At 38.8% G+C, this 20702-nt stretch carries 12 protein-coding genes and 14 pseudogenes; 15 read left to right on the top strand and 11 right to left on the bottom strand.

All coding sequences use genetic code 11. The features are described 5' to 3' along the window. Window positions 1-3: 3 nt before the first annotated feature. Window positions 4-378, top strand: a complete 375-nt coding sequence (locus tag GQR42_RS01615) for a hypothetical protein (RefSeq protein WP_158198646.1) — start codon at window positions 4-6, stop codon at window positions 376-378. On the opposite strand, the gene GQR42_RS01610 is transcribed toward GQR42_RS01615, so the two are convergent. After that, entirely contained in the window at window positions 375-608 is a 234-nt protein-coding gene (locus GQR42_RS01610; protein WP_233271220.1) for a hypothetical protein, read from the bottom strand. The two genes, GQR42_RS01615 and GQR42_RS01610, sit on opposite strands and share 4 nt — an antisense overlap. Window positions 609-858: 250 nt before the next feature. On the opposite strand from GQR42_RS01610, the gene GQR42_RS01605 reads away from it, so the two are divergent. From GQR42_RS01605 to GQR42_RS01595, 3 genes are all read left to right on the top strand, one after another. Next, the gene (locus GQR42_RS01605; protein WP_158198645.1) at window positions 859-1152 is read left to right on the top strand and encodes a hypothetical protein; all 294 of its coding nucleotides are present in this window, start codon (window positions 859-861) and stop codon (window positions 1150-1152) included. After that, window positions 1142-1405 carry a type II toxin-antitoxin system RelE family toxin gene (locus tag GQR42_RS01600; protein ID WP_158198644.1) on the top strand — a complete coding sequence of 88 codons (264 nt, stop codon included), beginning with the start codon at window positions 1142-1144 and terminating at the stop codon, window positions 1403-1405. Before GQR42_RS01605 ends, GQR42_RS01600 begins: the two co-directional genes overlap by 11 nt. A 267-nt stretch (window positions 1406-1672) precedes the next feature. After that, window positions 1673-1966, top strand: coding sequence for a nucleotidyltransferase family protein (locus GQR42_RS01595; RefSeq protein ID WP_002733639.1), 294 nt, complete (start codon window positions 1673-1675; stop codon window positions 1964-1966). Between the two features lie 74 nt (window positions 1967-2040). On the opposite strand, the gene tnpC is transcribed toward GQR42_RS01595, so the two are convergent. Then, window positions 2041-3576 (bottom strand): IS66 family transposase, encoded by a 1536-nt coding sequence (gene tnpC, locus GQR42_RS01590; protein ID WP_158198643.1) that lies wholly within the window; start codon window positions 3574-3576, stop codon window positions 2041-2043. Here tnpC and GQR42_RS01585 point away from each other — a divergent pair. Continuing rightward, a complete protein-coding gene (locus GQR42_RS01585) occupies window positions 3571-3912 on the top strand; it encodes a HepT-like ribonuclease domain-containing protein (RefSeq protein WP_158202333.1) in 342 nt (113 codons plus the stop codon). The two genes, tnpC and GQR42_RS01585, sit on opposite strands and share 6 nt — an antisense overlap. A gap of 308 nt (window positions 3913-4220) precedes the next feature. On the opposite strand, the gene GQR42_RS01580 is transcribed toward GQR42_RS01585, so the two are convergent. Both GQR42_RS01580 and GQR42_RS28200 read right to left on the bottom strand, forming a co-directional pair. Next, window positions 4221-4808: a Uma2 family endonuclease gene (locus tag GQR42_RS01580; RefSeq protein ID WP_158198642.1), complete on the bottom strand. Its 588-nt coding sequence runs from the start codon at window positions 4806-4808 to the stop codon at window positions 4221-4223. A gap of 1 nt (window position 4809) precedes the next feature. Continuing rightward, window positions 4810-4914 (bottom strand): annotated as a pseudogene (locus GQR42_RS28200) (CU044_2847 family protein); the annotation flags it as partial. A 371-nt stretch (window positions 4915-5285) separates the two neighbouring features. Here GQR42_RS28200 and GQR42_RS27350 point away from each other — a divergent pair. Next, window positions 5286-6338: a hypothetical protein gene (locus GQR42_RS27350; RefSeq protein WP_199273254.1), complete on the top strand. Its 1053-nt coding sequence runs from the start codon at window positions 5286-5288 to the stop codon at window positions 6336-6338. Here GQR42_RS27350 and GQR42_RS01570 read toward each other — a convergent pair. The 5 pseudogenes from GQR42_RS01570 to GQR42_RS01550 form a co-directional block, all read right to left on the bottom strand. Next, window positions 6272-6607, bottom strand: a pseudogene (locus tag GQR42_RS01570) (ISL3 family transposase); the annotation flags it as partial. The gene GQR42_RS27350 and the pseudogene GQR42_RS01570 overlap by 67 nt on opposite strands. Window positions 6608-6673: 66 nt before the next feature. Beyond that, window positions 6674-7072 (bottom strand): annotated as a pseudogene (locus tag GQR42_RS01565) (transposase); the annotation flags it as partial. A gap of 20 nt (window positions 7073-7092) precedes the next feature. Further along, window positions 7093-8412: pseudogene (locus tag GQR42_RS01560) on the bottom strand (IS4 family transposase). 430 nt (window positions 8413-8842) lie between these two features. Further along, window positions 8843-9860 (bottom strand): annotated as a pseudogene (locus GQR42_RS01555) (IS4 family transposase). Between the two features lie 73 nt (window positions 9861-9933). Then, window positions 9934-11152 (bottom strand): annotated as a pseudogene (locus tag GQR42_RS01550) (ISL3 family transposase). Window positions 11153-11739: 587 nt separating this feature from the next. Here GQR42_RS01550 and GQR42_RS01540 point away from each other — a divergent pair. The 4 genes and pseudogenes from GQR42_RS01540 to GQR42_RS01525 all read left to right on the top strand — a co-directional run. After that, complete coding sequence (locus GQR42_RS01540; RefSeq protein ID WP_158198641.1) at window positions 11740-12966, top strand: ISL3 family transposase; 1227 nt, start codon at window positions 11740-11742, stop codon at window positions 12964-12966. Window positions 12967-13127: 161 nt separating this feature from the next. Further along, window positions 13128-13391: pseudogene (locus tag GQR42_RS01535) on the top strand (ISKra4 family transposase); the annotation flags it as partial. Window positions 13392-13483: 92 nt separating this feature from the next. Next, a pseudogene (locus GQR42_RS01530) lies at window positions 13484-14501 on the top strand (IS4 family transposase). Window positions 14502-14531: 30 nt separating this feature from the next. Further along, window positions 14532-15374: pseudogene (locus GQR42_RS01525) on the top strand (ISKra4 family transposase); the annotation flags it as partial. On the opposite strand, the gene GQR42_RS01520 reads toward GQR42_RS01525, so the two are convergent. Further along, a complete protein-coding gene (locus GQR42_RS01520; protein WP_158198640.1) occupies window positions 15375-15647 on the bottom strand; it encodes a hypothetical protein in 273 nt (90 codons plus the stop codon). Window positions 15648-15788: 141 nt separating this feature from the next. Further along, window positions 15789-16683, bottom strand: a pseudogene (locus tag GQR42_RS01515) (ISL3 family transposase); the annotation flags it as partial. 174 nt (window positions 16684-16857) lie between these two features. Between GQR42_RS01515 and GQR42_RS01510 the strand changes: the two are divergent. From GQR42_RS01510 to GQR42_RS01490, 5 genes and pseudogenes are all read left to right on the top strand, one after another. Next, window positions 16858-17250 (top strand): annotated as a pseudogene (locus GQR42_RS01510) (RNA polymerase subunit sigma-70); the annotation flags it as partial. A gap of 2 nt (window positions 17251-17252) precedes the next feature. Then, window positions 17253-18380 (top strand): annotated as a pseudogene (locus GQR42_RS01505) (DUF1822 family protein). Window positions 18381-18395: 15 nt separating this feature from the next. Further along, window positions 18396-19154 (top strand): annotated as a pseudogene (locus GQR42_RS29775) (CHASE2 domain-containing protein); the annotation flags it as partial. Between the two features lie 147 nt (window positions 19155-19301). Beyond that, the gene (locus GQR42_RS01495; RefSeq protein ID WP_158198639.1) at window positions 19302-19637 is read left to right on the top strand and encodes a hypothetical protein; all 336 of its coding nucleotides are present in this window, start codon (window positions 19302-19304) and stop codon (window positions 19635-19637) included. A gap of 145 nt (window positions 19638-19782) precedes the next feature. Next, window positions 19783-20527, top strand: a pseudogene (locus GQR42_RS01490) (IS1 family transposase); the annotation flags it as partial. Window positions 20528-20702: the final 175 nt, after the last annotated feature.

The raw sequence follows: 20702 nt of genomic DNA, 5'->3' as shown, positions 1-20702 counted from the left end.
ACCATGACTACTATCACAATTGTTCCAGAATTGGCAGGAAAAACCTTGACATATAAAGCAATTTGTGGCAACCAAGAAACAAGTGGTTTGACTCCCGGTCAAGCACTGGATATTATGGAAACAAGTTTAATTGCTGAAGGGGAAAATATGGGTGAGACATTAGTGATTTTACAGCGTTTCCGTCCTGATAATTTATTCACCAAACAGCAACAAGAACGTTTACAAGAACTGATGGAAGAATTTCATCAATCTCTAGCTTCTGAGACTGAATTTTCTGGGATAAAACAGCAAGAATTAACAGCTTTAATTGAGACAGAATTACAAGCAAGTATTCAAAGAGGGAAAAGAATCATCAAACAGATTCAAGATAATGATTAATTTAACTGATTTAGCCTGTCCATTATATCATAACTAAAACCGAGACTTACAGGTTTTGCGGAAATCCACCGACTAATCGCAACCCGAAAATCTGGGGACTTATCTAGTAGCATCCTAACATCCGCCATAGATAAACCTCCACCAAGCATCTGTAACCATTGCTGGCGAACAGAATTCCGTTGGACAGGATCAGTAATGTGGTCAAAACAGTTATCGTAAAGCGTTGACATATTTTTTTCTCCGAATCACTCATAATTTTACTTTAACCGTTCCGGAGCGGTTATCAAGTAGCCATTAGTATTGATTCTGTGGGAGGACTCTCCTGGGGTACTATAAATGTAGAGGGAGAAGCGTTACCTCTCCAGACGCGAATCGCCGAGGGTCATCAATTCCCAGATTAGGTTCCAAGGTAGCAAGCCCTAGCTTGAAAAATTCGCTAAGATATATATAATCAACTTAAAAGAATCAATTTATCAGACTATGACTATTACTGACGTTCAAATAAATCTATCGACCTCAGAAGATTTTTTAGATTCTGAAACATTAGCACAGATTGATTTAATGCCGCAAAAAATTCAAGAATATCTCCAAACCTTATCATTAGAAAATTTAAAGACTATTCTAGAATTTGCTGCTTATTTATCAGATAAAGAGAGTGAGCAAGCAACCCAAGAAATTAGAGAAATTCCCAATATCATAGAAAAATTAAAAGAAGCTGAAATGGATTTACAATCAGGTCGTCTCATTGATTGGAAAAACTTAGATGATTTATAAAGTCTGTTTAACAGCTAAAGCTAATAAAGTTTATTCTGAAGCTGATTCAGTCTTGAGAAAGAGGATTGCTAAGTGTTTAAAGATTCTTCAAGAAACGCCCAAAAATCACCCTCAAATTAAAGCATTAAAGGGAGAATTTGCTGGGAAGTATCGCTTCCGAGTCGGAGACTATCGGGTTATTTATATCGTTGATGATAGTCAATCTCAAGTTATTGTCTTACTCATTGAACATCGCAGTCAAGCTTACCGCTAATAAAACGCGATGAATACAACAGAGGTCTAGTCCTTTTTCTTGGGTTGAGCGAATCAATAGGTTAAAGAAAACCTCTCAATTTTAGGGGAGAGCGAAACCCAACACCCAACACCTAAATCCGTCTGAATCGGCTCTCCCCTCCTCTCATGGCTTTTTGTTGGGTTTCCTTGGGTCAATCCAACCGACGATAATTGTTATCAGTATTTAGTTTTTTCTAGTCTAGTCTGTTAATTGTTCACTAAAAACCTTCGGGACGGATGTTATTTTATGACCCTAAAACAACTCATACAAGACAAACGAGAGGATATCCTAAAAATTGCCACCAAACATGGTGCTTTTAATGTGCGTGTATTTGGTTCCGTTGCTAGAGGTGAGGAAACCGAAAATAGTGATATTGATTTTTTAATTGATTATGATTTAGCTAAAACATCCCCTTGGTTTCCCGGTGGATTATTAGTTGATTTAGAGGATCTCTTAGGGTGTAAAGTGGATGTAGTAACTGAAAAAAGCCTTCATCATCTAATTAAACAGCGAATCTTAAAGGAGGCAATTAAGTTATGAATGAAGATCAAGTTTATCTTGGATACATTTTAGACTGTATTGATAAAATTCAGGTAACCGTTCAGGGGGGGGTGTCAAGCAGCCAGTGGTATTGACCCTGTAGAAGTACTCTCCTGGGGTAGCAGAGAAGGAGAAGCACTACCTTTCCTAGAGGCTCGAACAGCGTCGGTCATGAATTCCAAGACATTGCGGTTCTGAGAACGCAGACTGGTGACTACCGTCAGCATCCGCGCCACAAAAATACTACCCGCCTCACTTTGAGAGCCAAAGCTAGTGCGCCGCCAGAGGACAGCCTGGCGAATGGCTCTCTCAGCCGCATTGTTCGTTGGCTCTAACCCCTCCACCGTGACGAACAGCCATAGGGCGGACTCCACCTTCAGCAGTTGCCGGCAGGTGCGAACGGTTTTAGCCAAAGGAGTCTTCTCCCTGGAGCCAATCTGATAATCCGCTCCTGAAGAGAGTAAACTTCTGACTCGTTCTCGAATTGGCGACACTAATGACTGAAACTGAGTCCGGCTCAAAGTCCCATCTCGGACTCGATGCCAGAGGCGAAACAACTTTTTCTGTTGGGCGAGCAAATCTCGTCCTAGTTGACGGGAGACTCCACTGCGTTCAGAGATTTTGGTGAACTCTCGCTTGAGATGTGCCCAACACAGTTGTCTTCGGTCAACATCGACCCAATTGTAGGCCTTATAGCGATCGCTGTTGAGAATCCCCTCGAAGTTCTCTCCCAATAACCCTTGAGCCGCCGCCGTCGAGCGCGACAACTCCACACAAAAGAAGCTGACCAAGGGAGTGACGGCCACCCACAACCAGGCTCTCTTGGACTGAGGATTTTCCCCATCGGCATTTCCTTGTCCGAAACCTGTCTCATCGGCTCCCACTATCGGCGCAGCTTGAATGTAGGCTTTGACCTCCTCTACTGAGGCTGAGACCGCCTCACTGGCTTCTTTTCTCAGACGATTGACTGTCCCCAGAGAGATTTTCACCCCAAACAAGTCCGACATCGCCGAAACCACCATCCTTACTGAATGACGGTACATCCCGCTCAGCACTGAGACGATGGCTACCACTGTTTCGCCGTAGCCACTGGCTTCTACCTCTTCTGGTAGAGTGGCTCTGCTTGTCTGGCCGCAGCGAGTGCAAGTTAGTTGGTGTAGGCGATGCTCCGCGATTTGGAGCTTAATCGGGGGAATTTCTACTACTTGATGGCGGTAGGGGCTGGGGTCAACTCCTTGTAGGGGTTCGCCACAACAGGGGCAAGTTTTAGGATAGTGGTTGGTGACGCTATCACACGCTTCCACTGGATACAGGGAACGACTATGACCTGGGTGTCCGGGTTGCCCCCCTCGCTTTTTTCCTGTTGGTTTTTTTTTCTTGGTCTTCTCGACGTTGGGAGAGTCTGAGGCAGGAGAGCTATGGGAGTTCTGTGAGTTTCGATTGACTTTCTCTTCTAGCCCCTCTTTTGAGTCTTGTAATTCTTTGAGGTGTTGCTCTAGTTGCTCTATCTTCAAGCCTAACTGCACTACTAGCCGTCTGACGCTGGCTGGGGTCTGCTCCCAATCCTCTGCGTCTATTCCTGACATCTCTAGTAGCTGCTTCTCATCCATGTCTCTCAGATTACCAGATTTCGTACCCCCCCTGAACGGTTACAAATTCAGGAGTATTCCCAAGGAGGAAAACAGGAGTTTTTTGCTAATTCAATGATGAGCGATGCTATCATTAGACGCTTACAAACTTTGGCAGAATCAACTCAACGGCTTTCGGAGGAATTAAAGGCAAATATTCCCGATGTTGACTGGCGTAATATTTCTGGTTTTAGGAATATTTTAGTACATGATTATTTAGGAGGAATTGACCTTAATACAGTTTGGGATGTGGTAGAGAATTATTTGGATAATTTAAGAGAACAGATTTTAAGGCATTTAGAATCAGTCAATACTTAATCAAAGTCTAATTTCGTAGGTTGGGTTGAGCGAATCAATAGGTTAAAGAAAACCTCTCGATTTTAAGGGAAAGCGAAACCCAACAGCTAACACCTAAATCTGTCTGAATCAGCGCTCCCCTCCTCTCATTACTTTTTGTGGGGTTTCCTTGGGTCAACCCAACCTAGGATAATTGTTATGATTACTATAGGATTTGAAAAGGGCGATCGCTATTTTGATCCTCTTATTTTTTTGTTGGGTTTCCTTCTTGATCTTGAGAATCGCCATATCAACTGATTTTGGTAGATAATTGAGATGGGATTTAATCATTATTCTTCACTTAAAGTAAAATCAATTCGTTGATAAATATCCAGCAGGGAAATTTGAAAATCCACAGAATAAAACCTTAAAGCTTCCTTGTCCGATTCATAAACTTTAAACAACCATTCCCCATTATTTTGTTGATAAAATTGTTCGAGATAATAACGGTATTGATCGATTAAAATATATTCCTTAAAGTCAGGAATTGAGCGATAAAATTTAAACTTATCAGTGCGGTCATAATCTCTAGTTGATTTCGATAAAACTTCGACAATAATTAACGCATTAGTTACAGTATTTGTGCCTTTTCCTTCATATAATGGGTTGCCTTTAATCACCATTACATCAGGATAAGTATAAAAGCGATATGTCGGCATCCATAACCGTACATCACTCATAAAAGCCCAATAATCTTCATGATCAATCTTAGTCGGAAAATTTTTATAAAAATTACCAGCAATTAGATTATGATTGGTTGTTGCTCCCGTCATAGGAATAATTTCTCCATCCAGATATTCATTTTTGTATTCTGCTGTTTCTTCTAACTGACAATATTCTTCAGGTGTATAATACCGTTTTTCGATTTGAACTTGCATACTAACCTACCTTATCTTGGTTAAATTCCCATTCAATAGCAACTTTAATATTAGCTTGTGCTGAACCTTTTGTCACTAAAGATATCCCCGTTTTACCCCCAACTTGTAACCCAAATTCTTAAGTAACCTTACTGGGTGGATTGACTTGGGAAACTCCCTGTTTGATCGAAGTTAATAATAATTGTAAGCTAAGACGTATTTAAATCGCTTATTTTTAGATTAGCCGAATCTCCCCCAATCCCTTTATGCTACATATCAGGACAGGCACTCATGCAATAGGCAATAGGCTTCGGCAGTGAGACTTCAGACGTTCGGTGATCTCAGTCGAACGGTCAGCCGAACGGCAAAAGGGAGAATAAATAATCATTCTTTAATAACCGGATTTAGTATGACTCCTAACCTAGGGTGTTGACTTTGCCAGAAAAAAGGCGATAAAATAGTAAGCTAATTTCGTGTCGAAAAGGGAGTCTGTGGTTAGTGAGCATAGAAAAATCCAAAATGCCTGTCAGTCGTCAAATTCGGTACTTGAGAAGAAGTAGAGACAACTGGAAAGAGAATGCGGCTAAAAAACAAGAAAAAATTCGAGAATATGAGCAAACAATACGAGTCTTATCCAACAGCAGAGAAAATTGGAAAACTCAGGCAAAAGAAGCTAAGAAAAGAATAAAAGAATTAGAGAAAAAGATAGAAGAACTAGAAAGACAAGACCGGAAAGAGAAAGATTCCCAGCTTTTGGAAGTCCTGGGAGAGAATCCTTTGAAAATCTCAGGTCATCACTACACAGCCCAAACCATACAGATATCAGTACAGCAAATAATAGAAGCAGGTAATAGCTATCGAGGAGTAGCTACAACAATGAAAATACTATTTCAAAGTTCCTCAATAAAATCCCCTCACTATAGCAGTATTAGACAATGGGTAGAAAGAATTGGATTATTTGAATTGATGAGAGATAAAAAAAGAGATGACTGGATATATATTGTTGATTTAACATTACAACTAGGCCAAGAAAAAGCTCTAATAATCTCTGGAGTTTCGGAGAGTTTATGGACAAATCAAATCTTAGAAAGAGGTGGTGCATTAAGACATACAGATGGAGAAATTCTCGGCATTGAAGTTACGGAATCAGCTACAGGAGAATGGATTCAAGAGATGTTGGAGAAGGTAACTCTTCAAGTAGGGATACCTCGTCAAATTGTAGCCGATAGTGGTAGCAACTTGAAAAAAGGAATTAAACTTTATCAAGAGAATTATCCTCAAGTTATCTATACCTATGATGTCACTCATGCTATGGCTAATTTACTAAAAAAGGAATTATTAGCTGATGAAGTATTTCAAAGTTTTCTTTCAGATTGTCATCAGTGCCGACAGCAACTTCAACAAACAGAACTAGCCTTTGCTGCTCCTCCTTCCCAAAGAGCACAGTGTCGGTATTTCGGCTCTTCGTTACCCTTTATGCTAAATCAACAGACAAGATGCCAAGACAACATACTTCTAACCCAAAAATTCCGAAAGTTTCTAAAGCCATAGGCTCTCCGTTTTATTAGTTTAAGTTTATTGTTGATTCCCTCGACCACCCCATTCGTTGTCCTTTGCTCGAAATAACTAATGATTTCTCCAAACCAGTTTCGGATTGTTTGACAACTCTTGGTAAAAACACTGGAGGATTTTGCCAACCATTCTGAGATGGATAGCATTCCCTCTGTCGGATTCTCTGAGGTTTCATAAATCTTTCTAAATTCTTCCTTTAACTCGTGCATCTTTTTCAAATTTGGCAAATTTTCTTTGATAGCTTCTAGCAGAAACGTTGAATCTCGTAACAAAACTTTACATTTAAGAACATAACAACCCCAAAACGCCATTTTTCAAATTGAATAGACAATTTTCCTAAACCAGTGTACATAGCTGATATGTTGACACATAAAACTCTGTAAATAGCGTAGTTTATCTAATAAGCTTTTTCCAAAATCTTCCGCAATATCAATTAATTGCAAAATTAGGTAGGCGATAATACAGCTATAGATTTGTATCCGAATTCCATTTTCATTTTTGGTGATGAGATTGTCGAGTTTAAGGGGCATTTTCAAGAACTTCCATAGGAGTTCTATCTGCCATCTTTGTCGATACATTTCCCCGATTTTTTCATTACTTACCGCTCCTTTCCCTTCTAAAGGTAAATCCGTTGCTATCCGAAATTCAGTCCGACTTTCTAGGTCACAGAAAGCTACTACTCTTACCTCTACTTGCCTTTTTCCTTTTCCCAGTTTACACCATTGGTGACAAGTTAAGCCTGGATGCCAGTTGTCAAGGGGGTTTGGGAAAAAGGTTGGAAGAAGAATTCAGACGAACTTCGTTGTCGGTCAGGAAAAGGGGCGACAATAAGTTTGACATTGGGTTTTCGCTGCTGTTTAACAATACCTAAATCTCGATTCTCCGGTGCGGCAAAATACTTCACGGGGTCAGAAGCCAAGCCTTTTTGGTGCGCCACCTAAAAATGATACAGACCGCGATAAATCATTTCTAAAGAAATACGGTCAAAGGGTAAAGAAAGTTCGTCAGCGACAGCATCACCTAAATCTACTAAAACCGCATAAAATAGCCAAGTACCCCAAATCTGCCACTTAATTCCATTAAGAGAACCAGTCCACAAATAACTTAGCCCCAGCAGTCGTTTCACCGTGTTAAATGCGGACTCGATTCGCCAACGCCGTCGATACAAATCAGCGACAACGTAGGGAGGTAAAATATTGGGGTCAAGCACTGAAGTCAGATAGGAATGCCAAATCTTTCTCGAACGCACTTCAAGGAGACGTAAGGTAATATAAGGAGTCTCTTTAGTTCCTGAGCCGAGGCGAATTAAGCGGTCTCGAAGCCCATAACTATCGGTAAAAACTTGCTGGACTTGAATCGCGGCTCCTTTCTTCAAGCGGGTAATAAAATGAATCCCCCGGTCAATTAGTTGCTGCCAAAAGTAAAAGTGATAGAAGCCTCGATCCATTAACAGCAAGGTGTTGGTCTTGACTAAGCTTAACAAATCCGATTCTAACTTAGTATCAGAAGCTTTCGGATTTTCTTGAAACCAAATCTCTACAGGAAGTCGGTTCATTAAATCAATTACTATAGCCATTTTTCCGGCTAGTTGTCCTCGGGGTACATCGGCCAAGCTTTTCAGTTTCCGAAACAAGGCTTCTAAGGTGGAACTATCAGCTATCCAAATTCTCTCGAATTTGCTTAAGGTCCACTGAACACTTTCGGGCAGGGGACGCTTATTTCTCCACTGCCAAGCTTGTCTTAATTGGGGGAGCAATTCCTTGAAGACTCCCTCGAACAATTGAGAGGGAAAGGTTAAGAATCTTTGGGAAACTGCCTGTTGACTTACCTGGATGGGTGAACACCATAAAAACCCTTCTCTGGCTAACATTCGGCTTAGTTCTCTAACTCCAGCTACATCCCGCCACAGTAGAGTTAATACCGCCGCTACCATCAACGGGAGGTTAAGAATCCGGTCTCTTAATCCTAGTTGACGGTAATAGTTTTCTTGGGCGGTTATGGCTGGTTTAACTAGGTTTTCTAATTGGTTTGCTATCGCTTCATCTTCCACCATCGGACGCTGGACTTTTTTGGCGTGGTCACGATTGGTTTTGCGCTTTGTACTCATCAGGTCTCACCATCGGGAGGAGGATTTTTCTATTCCAAGTTTCGCAAATCGTTGAGGGAGTGTGGCGATTGCGGTGCGGGAGTGAACCCTTCAAAGCTAGAACTAGCAAGCACTTTGAGGGTTTGTAACATTTTGTAATTACCTAGTTGACAAAGGATGCACGACCTTAACTTGTCACGAATGAGTTTACACCGTCCATTTTCCAGCATTTCTAGAGTCATATTATTTTTAACTCTTAGAATAAAGTGTTTGTCTTTTTGGCTCTTCGTTACCCTTTATGCTAAATCAACAGACAAGATGCCAAGACAACCAGAAACGTTGAATCCTGTAATAAAACTTTACATTGACAAACATAATACTCCTATAACATCAAATTTTAAGTTGAATAGACAATCCTCCGGAACCAGTGTACATAGCTAATATGTTGACACATGAAACTCTGTAAATAGCGCAGTTTGTCTAATAAGCTTTTCCCAAATCCTTCTTCAATATCTATTAGCTGTAGAATCAGATAAGCGATAATGCAGCTATAGAACTGTAGGCGGATTCCGTTCTCGTTTTTAGTGATTAGATTATCCAACTTTAGAGGCATTTTTAAAAATTTCCACAGCAGTTCTATTTGCCATCTTTGGATGTAAATTTCGGCAACTTCTTCATTGCTAACTGCCCCTTCTCCTTCTAGAGGTAAATCGGTCGCCAGCCGAAATTCTGTTTGACTTTCTAGGTCGCAAAAAGCGACTACTCTTACTTCTATTTGTCTTTTATCTTTTCCGAGTTTACACTTGCCATTTTCGAGCATCTCTAGGCTAATATCATTTTTCACTCTCAAGACAAAATGCTTGTCACTACTCTCTAATAATTCGGTGATTCTTTGATTAGAAGCAAATCCTCTATCCATTACGCCAACTCCATTTACAGGAATTGCTTCTATGGTTTTTCCTCCTTATGAGCGAGTCATGACCTTGACCAAAATGGATGAGGATTCCGGCCACCTCTGTGGTGATACTATTAAGACCAGAGAATAGTTTTACTTGATGCCATCCCTGGGACCATAGTAGTTTACTGGTTAAGCTAATTATTGTTGAGTCAATAGGAAATAAAGCTCGCGCATTCTCTATTCCTTTTTTGGCAACTAAATGCTTATTTAATTCGACAATGACTTTCTCAAACGGACTTGTTTTTCTAATTTTGCTTGCCTTAGAAAATGTGGATAGATTTACATTAATTCCTTGCAGTACCATTCGACTGCATAAGTCCCTCATACTGACGATGCTTTTATCTAAAGCAAAACCAATCCAACAGGACAAAAATGTAAAAGTGTCTAAAGCGGGGTAGTCATTTTTAGGCAGTGGTTTGAGAAGCTCTTTTATGAGTTTTGAGAAATTCGTCATCAGGGCAAACTACCTATTGTGAGGGGAATAAGTTGTCTAGATTCTATCTATAATAGCATTTTTTGTCTGACTTTTCTCAACGTTCAACACTTCTGCAAGACAACATACTTCTAACCCAAAAATTCCGAAAGTTTCTAAAGCCATAGGCTCTCCGTTTTATTAGTTTAAGTTTATTGTTGATTCCCTCGACCACCCCATTCGTTGTCCTTTGCTCGAAATAACTAATGATTTCTCCAAACCAGTTTCGGATTGTTTGACAACTCTTGGTAAAAACACTGGAGGATTTTGCCAACCATTCTGAGATAGATAGCATTCCCTCTGTCGGATTCTCTGAGGTTTCATAAATCTTTCTAAATTCTTCCTTTAATTCCTGCATCTTTTTCAAACTTGGTCAATTTTCTTTGATAGCTTCTAGTTTGAGTTTTTGGGGTTCCGTTAAATTTTCTTCATTTTTTAACCGACTATATTTACTTCGCTTTAAAACTTCTAGTTTTGCTTCTTTTTCCGCTTTCTGTTTTTTATTTTTCTGCGCTTCTACGGCTCTTTTTTCTGCTCTTCTCTGTTCATCTAACTCTTGATTAATTTGTTTCATGACATGGAATCTATCGGCGACTACCTCGGCCGATGGCATCAATTCTTTCACCAAATTTTTATAGGACAACCAAAGAGCTATACTGACTTCTTCAATTTGCTCTAACACCTCTTTTCCCCAGCCTGTAAGGGTTTTCCTTAATTCAAGAGTGTGTTCGCTTCTCTAGAATAGCTATTAGTTTTCCCGTATCTAAATTTACTAAAACTGCACAGTAATTTTTTTGTCCTTTGACTAGAGCGATTTCATCAATTCCTAGTCTTTTTAATTCCGATAAGTCTGGCTCTGTAATTTCTTCGGCTATGTCCTCTATCATTCTTTGAATCTCTTCTTCCGTTACGTCATTGATTCGACTAACATTTAAAATATCTCCTTCTTTTAATTGTTCGAGTATATTTTCGGCTAGTCTTTTCGTATAGGTTCGTTTACTGGCGACAAAATCTAACTCTTCACTAAAGGGTTTTCGACAATTATTGCACTTAAATTGACGACGATTAACTTGTAGGTACACTGGTTGTCCTGAGATTGGTAAATCTTTGACTAAATGTCGATGATTTTGGTGTAGTTTATCGCTCTCTAACCCACAATGAGGACAGGTGGCTTTTTGATTTTTCGATTCGATTCGGCAAACTATACCGATATTTTCTAGGTGTAGATAGCCTTGAATAGACGTTCCTTTTAGGTTCAAAAATTTGTCAAGCATCATGAGTAAAATATTCGGGTTTTTGGCTATTATATCAAATCTTAACTCAATTGTCTATCTTTTGGTATTAACCCTTTTGTGCCGTAAGTGTCTCCCTGTATAAATTTCAGCTACTTTTAGGCGTAGGCACTCTTATCGAATTTTATTTTAAGTTAATTATTTGCATAACAATTCCCGAAGAGCCGTCTTTTTCTTCTAATAATTTTAGAATTCTCAGACGAGAAGCAAACCCTCGATCCATCGCCCCCACTCCATTTACGGGGATCGCTGCTACCGTTTTCTCTCCTTATGAGCGAGTCATGACCTTGCCCGAAATGGATCACGATTCCCTCTACGGTTGTCGTGATACTATTAAGACCCGAAAACAGCTTGACTTGATGCCATCCTTCCTCCCACAATAATTTACTCGTTAAGGTGATTATTGTGGCTCTTCCGAACTTGTCGTGTAAAATCAAAGAAAAACAGACAACTATAGCTGACCAATAAAAACAATAATTTATCTTTAAAAGCTGACTATGCTTGCAATACAGCAATTTATTGGTTAAAATATAGACAGCCAAGATCAGCAATTTTAGACACAAGCTATACTTATGCCATCAAATCCACAATTAAAGTTAATGACCGAGCTACTTCACCTAGAAGGAGTTGTCGTTACCAATTATCAAATTATTACCGATATAGGAATTGTTTTACATTTAGAAAATATGTCAAGAGAAACCCAGTGCATTTATTGTGGAAGTAAAACGGAAAAACTTCATCAAAACAATGAATTAACAATCCGAGATTTACCCTTTGGAGAACAGGCATTATATCTGAGAATCAATCGTCGTCAGATGAGATGCGAGAAATGTGGGAAAAAATTCACAGAAGAACTAAATTATTTGCCGAAGAAAAGAACCTACACAGATAGATTTAGAAAAAAAATAGTGGACGAAGTCCTGAATAGTGATCTGAAAAATACGGCAGAAAGAAATGGAGTAAGCGAACAAGAAATAGAAACGATGCTCAAAGACTTAGGAGAAGACTTAATAACCGCAAAACCTCAAGGTCTAAAAAAACTAGGAATAGATGAAATAGCCATGATAAAGGGAAAAGGAAATTACTATGCTGTGTTAGTAAATATAGACACAGGAAAAATTGTAGGCTTAGGGGAAAAAAGAACAGAAGAAGCATTAACAGAATATCTGAAACAGTGGGGAGAAGAGGTTTTGAGCCAAATAGAGGAAGTAAGTATAGACCTGTGGATAGGGTATAAAAATGTGGCAGAAAAACTAATGCCTCAAGCTCAAATAGTAGGAGATAGATTCCCTGTAATGAAACAAGTAAATAACGAGCTAGATGAAGCGAGAAAGGAGGTAAAAAGAGAGGCAGCCAAGATAAAAAATAAGAAAAATAAAGAAAATATCTTAGCAGGAATAGCCAAGAGCAAATATGCCTTATTAAAGAATGAAGGAGACTTAGTAGAGAAAGAAAGGAAAAAATTGGAAGAAGTATATAAAGTGTCTCCAAAACTTGGGGAAATGCACAAATTAAAAGAGGAATTTAGAGAAGTATTTGAGAAAAATACGGAGGGGAATGAGGGATTATTTGCCTTGAGTGATTGGATAAAAAAGGCGATGGCTTACTTTCCTAAAAGCTGCCAGACAATGAGGCGGTGGATTGACGAAATAACTGCCTATTTTGATAACCGAACAACCCAGGGAACAGTTGAAGGAATTAATAATAAACTGAAGGTGATTAAAAGGAGAGGCTATGGATTTAGAAACTTTAAAAACTTTAGTCTTAGATGTTTATTAAATTGGCATTTTGCTAGTTGATTTTACATGGTAAGTTCGGAAGAACCATTATTGTTGAGTCAATGGGAAACATCGCTCGTGCGTCCGCCTTGGGAGCAAGTCAAAGCTGAAGAACAAATAAACTACTTGACAAAAGCATCAATTGGGTATGGGATAGAGAAAAGAGTGGGGAAAAGACAAAAATGACTCCAGAGCAACAACAAGAACTTAACCAACATATTCAAGCGATAGCCAAGATTCTTCATCAGGAAGCTGAGGCTGAAAAAATCCAAACTTTAGAGGGAATAGAGACGACAATAAGAGAACAGACCTGAAAATATATAACTCCGAAACTAGGATTTTTTTTGGTCACAAAAACGACAGGAACTCAAGCCGGGAGACCGAGAAAAATAAAAAGCATCATCGGAGAATTATGCCTGACAGAAAAACAAGCAATCCGTTTAAATCAGAAGTGTTGAACGTTGAGAAAAGTCAGACAAAAAATGCTATTATAGATAGAATCTAGACAACTTATTCCCCTCACAATAGGTAGTTTGCCCTGATGACGAATTTCTCAAAACTCATAAAAGAGCTTCTCAAACCACTGCCTAAAAATGACTACCCCGCTTTAGACACTTTTACATTTTTGTCCTGTTGGATTGGTTTTGCTTTAGATAAAAGCATCGTCAGTATGAGGGACTTATGCAGTCGAATGGTACTGCAAGGAATTAATGTAAATCTATCCACATTTTCTAAGGCAAGCAAAATTAGAAAAACAAGTCCGTTTGAGAAAGTCATTGTCGAATTAAATAAGCATTTAGTTGCCAAAAAAGGAATAGAGAATGCGCGAGCTTTATTTCCTATTGACTCAACAATAATTAGCTTAACCAGTAAACTACTATGGTCCCAGGGATGGCATCAAGTAAAACTATTCTCTGGTCTTAATAGTATCACCACAGAGGTGGCCGGAATCCTCATCCATTTTGGTCAAGGTCATGACTCGCTCATAAGGAGGAAAAACCATAGAAGCAATTCCTGTAAATGGAGTTGGCGTAATGGATAGAGGATTTGCTTCTAATCAAAGAATCACCGAATTATTAGAGAGTAGTGACAAGCATTTTGTCTTGAGAGTGAAAAATGATATTAGCCTAGAGATGCTCGAAAATGGCAAGTGTAAACTCGGAAAAGATAAAAGACAAATAGAAGTAAGAGTAGTCGCTTTTTGCGACCTAGAAAGTCAAACAGAATTTCGGCTGGCGACCGATTTACCTCTAGAAGGAGAAGGGGCAGTTAGCAATGAAGAAGTTGCCGAAATTTACATCCAAAGATGGCAAATAGAACTGCTGTGGAAATTTTTAAAAATGCCTCTAAAGTTGGATAATCTAATCACTAAAAACGAGAACGGAATCCGCCTACAGTTCTATAGCTGCATTATCGCTTATCTGATTCTACAGCTAATAGATATTGAAGAAGGATTTGGGAAAAGCTTATTAGACAAACTGCGCTATTTACAGAGTTTCATGTGTCAACATATTAGCTATGTACACTGGTTCCGGAGGATTGTCTATTCAACTTAAAATTTGATGTTATAGGAGTATTATGTTTGTCAATGTAAAGTTTTATTACAGGATTCAACGTTTCTGCGTTTAAATATTCCTCGTAATAACCAAATTAGTCCTTACTTAGAACGCTGTTGTTTAAGAGCTAGTGCCAATGTTTCTTATGAAAATGCCGCCAGAGATATTCAATTTTATACAGGGATGAAGGTCTCGGCTAGGACTCAACAACGATTAGTCCATCGCCACCAATTTGCCGAAGAAGAATCAGGAAACCCCGTTCAAGAAATTAGTCTAGATGGAGGAAAAGTGCGCTTAAGAACCGAAACTAAGGGAGAGGCTTGTATCTGGAAAGATTATAAAGCAATCTGTGTTGATACTTTCCTAAGAAAAGCTTGGTTTGGAGAGAATGAATCGTTAATATATTGGGTTAATCAACAACCTTTATCTGACCCCCTTACCTGTTTGGGAGACGGACATCCCGGTATTTGGAAAATTGTGAAAAACTGGGATTGTCCAGGAGAAAAAAGAGAAATACTTGACTGGTTTCATTTGGTAGAAAATCTTCATAAAGTCGGCGGTTCAGTGAAGAGATTGAAAAAAGCAGAAAGTTTATTATGGCAGGGCAAAATTGAGGAAACAATAGCATTAATCTCTCCTTTAAAAAACAAACGAGCTGAAAATTTCTGTCGTTATTTAGAGATTCATCGTCATCGAATTGTTAATTATAATTACTATCAACAAGAAGAGATTTGCTCTATTGCTTCGGGAGCCGTTGAATCCACGGTTAAACAGATTGACCGACGACTGAAAATTTCTGGAGCCCAGTGGAATGAAGAAAATATCCCTCAAGTGCTTAAACACCGCTGTGCTTACCTAAATAACAGTCTTTAGCTATTGAATAGTATTTATGTTCTGACAAAACTGACTTGCTCCCTCCGCCTTTCCTTTTTTGGCGATTAATCGTTTCGTTAACTCTTCGATTATTTTCTCGAATGGTTCACTTTCTCGGATTTTACTGGCTTTAGAAAATGTGGAGAGATTAAGGTTGATTCCTTGAAGAGTCATCCGCGTACATAAATCTCTCATACTGACGAGGCTTTTATCTAGAGCGAAACCTATCCAACTGGACACGAAGGTAAATGTACTAATCGCCCTCGTAGTCATTTTTGGGCAGTGGATTGAGAAGATCTTTTATGAGTTTTGAAAAATTTGTCATCAGGGCAAACTCACTATTGTGAGGGTAATAAGTTGTCTAGATTCTATCTATAATAGCATTTTTTGTCTCGCTTTTCTCAACGTTCAACACTTCTGAGCTTCTAGTTTGAGTTTTTGGGGTTCCGTTAAATTTTCTTCATTTTTTAACCGACTATATTTACTTCGCTTTAAAACTTCTAGTTTTGCTTCTTTTTCCGCTTTCTGTTTTTTATTTTTCTGCGCTTCTACGGCTCTTTTTTCTGCTCTTCTCTGTTCATCTAACTCTTGATTAATTTGTTTCATGACATGGAATCTATCGGCGACTACCTCGGCCGATGGCATCAATTCTTTCACCAAATTTTTATAGGACAACCAAAGAGCTATACTGACTTCTTCAATTTGCTCTAACACCTCTTTTCCCCAGCCTGTAAGGGTTTTCCTTAATTCAAGAGTGTGTTCGCTTCTCTAGAATAGCTATTAGTTTTCCCGTATCTAAATTTACTAAAACTGCACAGTAATTTTTTTGTCCTTTGACTAGAGCGATTTCATCAATTCCTAGTCTTTTTAATTCCGATAAGTCTGGCTCTGTAATTTCTTCGGCTATGTCCTCTATCATTCTTTGAATCTCTTCTTCCGTTACGTCATTGATTCGACTAACATTTAAAATATCTCCTTCTTTTAATTGTTCGAGTATATTTTCGGCTAGTCTTTTCGTATAGGTTCGTTTACTGGCGACAAAATCTAACTCTTCACTAAAGGGTTTCTGACAATTACCACACTTAAATTGACGACGATTAACTTGTAGGTACACTGGTTGTCCTGAGATTGGTAAATCTTTGACTAAATGTCGATGATTTTGGTGTAGTTTATCGCTCTCTAACCCACAATGAGGACAGGTTGCTTTTTGATTTTTCGATTCGATTCGGCAAACTATACCGATATTTTCTAGGTGTAGATAGCCTTGAATAGAGGTTCCTTTTAGGTTCAAAAATTTGTCAAGCATCATAAGTAAAATACTCGGGTTTTTGGCTATTATATCAAATCTTAACTCAATTGTCTATCTTTTGGTATTAACCCTTTTGTGCCGTAAGTGTCTCCCTGTATGAATTTCAGCTACTTTTGAGCGTAGGCGCTCTCATCGAATTTTATTTTAAGTTAATTATTTGCATAACAATTACCGAAGAGCCCGGAAAATTTTCGCGAGTCGCAACAAAACCACCAAAAAATTCTAGCTTGGTTAGGGGCAGAAATTTCACAGATTTGTCAGCAGCCGCAACAGGCAAAACTGCATCCGCAAATTCAGTTAATTCTAGAGATGACTTATGGGTCAGGGTTGGGACAAGTGGCAATTGCCGCTAAGATTACAGAAATTACCAAGGTAGTTATCAAACAATATCAGGTTTCTAGGGAACTGGATAAAGTTTATCGTCACCTCGCTAAAAAGTTTTTACCCTGGGCCACCGAAAACCTGCATATTCCTTCCCAGTCTCACGATAGAGAAGTTATTAGTAAGGCAATAGAACCATGGCTAACATACTACTATCAAACCAGCGCAACAACTCAGGAGGATTAATTATGGTTAATGATTGGTTAGAACTAACTCCTGATAGCATTTGGCTAGAAATACCCGCAGATATTCAATAGATAAGTTGGGCAAAAAGTTCCAGTTTTACTGATGCCAGTATTCGTCAGAGATTTTATATTAATTATCTCTGTCAACAAGTTATTTTTAACTATCTCCAGTCAGGGATGCCTCCGGTTAGTTTAGTGGAAAATCAAGAAGATTTCTGGCAGTTAGGAGTTAACGGTTTTGCCGTTAAATTAGGCGAAAAGTCAGTGGTCGTTATTGCCAGTGAAACTCTGGATATAGAAGCGCTCGAAATTCCTCAAGAATGGGTAGATATTCCTCAATTAATTGGTGATTATTATCTAGCGGTACAGGTAAACACTGCCGAAAGTTATCTAAGAATTTGGGGTTCTACTACCTATAAAGATATTAAGGAAAAAGGACAATATATTAAGCGTAATCTTAACTACTCTCTACCGAGAAATCAACTGCAATCAGGATCAGATTCTTTGGATTTATGGGGAGAGTATCAATTACAACCAGTTAAGATTGAACGGGAAAAGAGGTCAGAAAAACTATCTTTAGATAGATTGACAACCTTACTAGACATCTTAGCTAATCCTCAGTTAATCTTTCCCAGAAAAGCTATTGCTTTTCAAGAATGGGCAGCAGTTATCGTCAATAGTAACTGGAGAAAAAATTTAATTACCCGTCGGCAAAAATCCCCCGTCAAGTTAACCAATTGGTTTGCCCATAATTTCCCCATTGATTGGCAAAGTATCCTCGATTTTAGCTCACTGTCACTGGTTCCAGCTTTCAAAAATACAGAAATTAAACGCATCAAAGATTTAGGAGTAAAATTACTGGGAAATCCCCTCGCTTTGATGATTACTATCGCTAAAACTGAAGAAATATTTAGCCTGCAAGCGACTGTTTACCCCACGGGAGAAACAAGCACTTTACCACCCCATTTAAAATTAAGTATTCTCACCGAAACTGACCAGGTTTTTCGAGAAGTAATTGCCACAGATAACGATGAATTTATTCGTTATCGATTTGATGCCGAATTGGGGGATAAATTCTTCATTGAAGTAGCTTTAGAATCGGCAAAAGTAACCGAATATTTACAAGTGTAAGCGAGGAAAAACTTGATGATTAAACTCTTAACTCTCGAACTAGATGGCACATTTGATCGGGGATTTAAAGTAAAATTAGAAATTCGTCCCGATCTTAATTCTCGTCCCCAAACTGTGATCAAAGCAAGGCTACCAGCTAATTTAGAGTTATTAACTATTTACCGTCAATGGCAACGTTACTATAGTGAATTAGAGGGATTTTTTCAAGTATTAAAAGATAGCAATCCCCAACAAATTACCAATAGTTCTCAGCAGAATTTAGTTTTTAAAACCTGCTAAGAAAAAGCCAAATTATTTGAGGATAACTTAAACAAATGGTTGAATAATAGCCCAGAATTTGAACCGATTAGAACCGCAATTCTGCTCTCTGGGAATAACTTTCGTATCTGGTTACAAACCGATAATATTTGGCTGCAAAGATTCCCCTGGGAAAAATGGGAAATCCTCAAAAATATCGGCGCAGATATAGCAATTATTGTCTCGGAATACGATACCTTAGCCAGACAATTAAAAAATCATGAAAAAATTCGCATTTTAGCCATTTTAGGCTATGCTACCGACTTAAAATTTCTCGAAGAAGATCGCAAAACTTTAGACGATATTGCGGGAAAAGCAGGAGCCGAAATTATCTGGGAAAAAGCCCCACACCCGCAAAAATTAAATCAGTTATTGCGTCAAGAAAATTGGAATATTCTCTTTTTTAGCGGTCATAGTGCCAGTACAGAAGATGGCCAAGATTGCGAAATTCAACTAACAGAAACTCATCAACTAAAGCAGAAGTGTTGAACGTTGAGAAAAGCGAGACAAAAAATGCTATTATAGATAGAATCTAGACAACTTATTACCCTCACAATAGTGAGTTTGCCCTGATGACAAATTTTTCAAAACTCATAAAAGATCTTCTCAATCCACTGCCCAAAAATGACTACGAGGGCGATTAGTACATTTACCTTCGTGTCCAGTTGGATAGGTTTCGCTCTAGATAAAAGCCTCGTCAGTATGAGAGATTTATGTACGCGGATGACTCTTCAAGGAATCAACCTTAATCTCTCCACATTTTCTAAAGCCAGTAAAATCCGAGAAAGTGAACCATTCGAGAAAATAATCGAAGAGTTAACGAAACGATTAATCGCCAAAAAAGGAAAGGCGGACGCACGAGCGATGTTTCCCATTGACTCAACAATAATCACCTTAACGAGTAAATTATTGTGGGAGGAAGGATGGCATCAAGTCAAGCTGTTGGTAATGATTCGGTAGTAGTGGCGTAGCTCTCTTGCTTACCTGGTATGAATTGTGTAAAATATTTATTAATAAAAATAATTGGAACCCGCTCAGTCTTTAAACCTCTAGCTTGATCATGAATTTTCTGATAAATATCTTTTTCTGGCTCCTGTCTGGCTTACTGAAATATCAGTCTAGCACCGAACAAAGTACCCCCCCTAGTTCACCTCCGTTCCCCTGTCCTAATTGTGGTTCTCACCATAGGATCAAGAATGGTTCTATTCATAATGGAAAACCCAAACGTCAATGTAAAGAATGTGGTCGTCAGTTTGTGATCAATCCCACTAATAAAACCGTATCTGACGAAACCAAACAATTAATTGATAAACTCTTGCTCGAACGAATTTCTTTACGAGGAATTGCCAGAGTAACAGGGGTAAGTTGGTCATGGTTACAAAACTATGTCAACAATAAACTGGCGGCTGTCCCCCGTCAAATAAAGGTTTCGGACAAACCAAAAGGTAAATTGGTTAGAGAATGTGATGAGATGTGGTCTTTTGTTTTTTCTAAGACAATAAAGGTTTATATTTGGCGGTTAATTGATAGAAAAACAAGGGAAATTATTGGCTGCTATGCGCGGAGATAGGAGTCGTCAATCAGCCAAAAAACTTTTTGCTAGTTTACCAGGCGTTTACCGACAATGTGCGGTTGCTTACACAGACTTTTGGGAGTCATATAAGACAGTAATTCCCAGTAAACGTCATCGACCGGTCGGGAAAGAAACTGGTCAAACTAATCATATTGAAAGATTAAATAATACCTTTCGACAAAGTATTTCTCGGCTAGTGAGAGAGAGTCTATCTTTCTCTAAAAAAATGGAGAATCACGTTGGATCTGTTTGGTATTTTATCCATGACTACAATGCACAGCAAAGCAAAGGATTAAGCCGCTATCACTACTACCGAATCACCACCAAGCTGTTTTCGGGTCTTAATAGTATCACGACAACCGTAGAGGGAATCGTGATCCATTTCGGGCAAGGTCATGACTCGCTCATAAGGAGAGAAAACGGTAGCAGCGATCCCCGTAAATGGAGTGGGG

This window comes from Microcystis aeruginosa FD4 (assembly GCF_009792235.1).
In the GTDB taxonomy this organism is placed as follows: domain Bacteria; phylum Cyanobacteriota; class Cyanobacteriia; order Cyanobacteriales; family Microcystaceae; genus Microcystis; species Microcystis viridis.
This window is presented reverse-complemented; position numbering and strand designations above follow the sequence as displayed.

Coding starts and splice junctions, on each gene's coding strand:
- GQR42_RS01615 (WP_158198646.1), top strand. CDS start 4: ATGACTACTATCACAATTGTTCCAGAATTGGCAGGAAAAACCTTGACA.
- GQR42_RS01610 (WP_233271220.1), bottom strand. CDS start 608: ATGTCAACGCTTTACGATAACTGTTTTGACCACATTACTGATCCTGTC.
- GQR42_RS01605 (WP_158198645.1), top strand. CDS start 859: ATGACTATTACTGACGTTCAAATAAATCTATCGACCTCAGAAGATTTT.
- GQR42_RS01600 (WP_158198644.1), top strand. CDS start 1,142: ATGATTTATAAAGTCTGTTTAACAGCTAAAGCTAATAAAGTTTATTCT.
- GQR42_RS01595 (WP_002733639.1), top strand. CDS start 1,673: ATGACCCTAAAACAACTCATACAAGACAAACGAGAGGATATCCTAAAA.
- tnpC (WP_158198643.1), bottom strand. CDS start 3,576: ATGGATGAGAAGCAGCTACTAGAGATGTCAGGAATAGACGCAGAGGAT.
- GQR42_RS01580 (WP_158198642.1), bottom strand. CDS start 4,808: ATGCAAGTTCAAATCGAAAAACGGTATTATACACCTGAAGAATATTGT.
- GQR42_RS01540 (WP_158198641.1), top strand. CDS start 11,740: ATGCCATCAAATCCACAATTAAAGTTAATGACCGAGCTACTTCACCTA.
- GQR42_RS01520 (WP_158198640.1), bottom strand. CDS start 15,647: ATGACTACGAGGGCGATTAGTACATTTACCTTCGTGTCCAGTTGGATA.
- GQR42_RS01495 (WP_158198639.1), top strand. CDS start 19,302: ATGACTACGAGGGCGATTAGTACATTTACCTTCGTGTCCAGTTGGATA.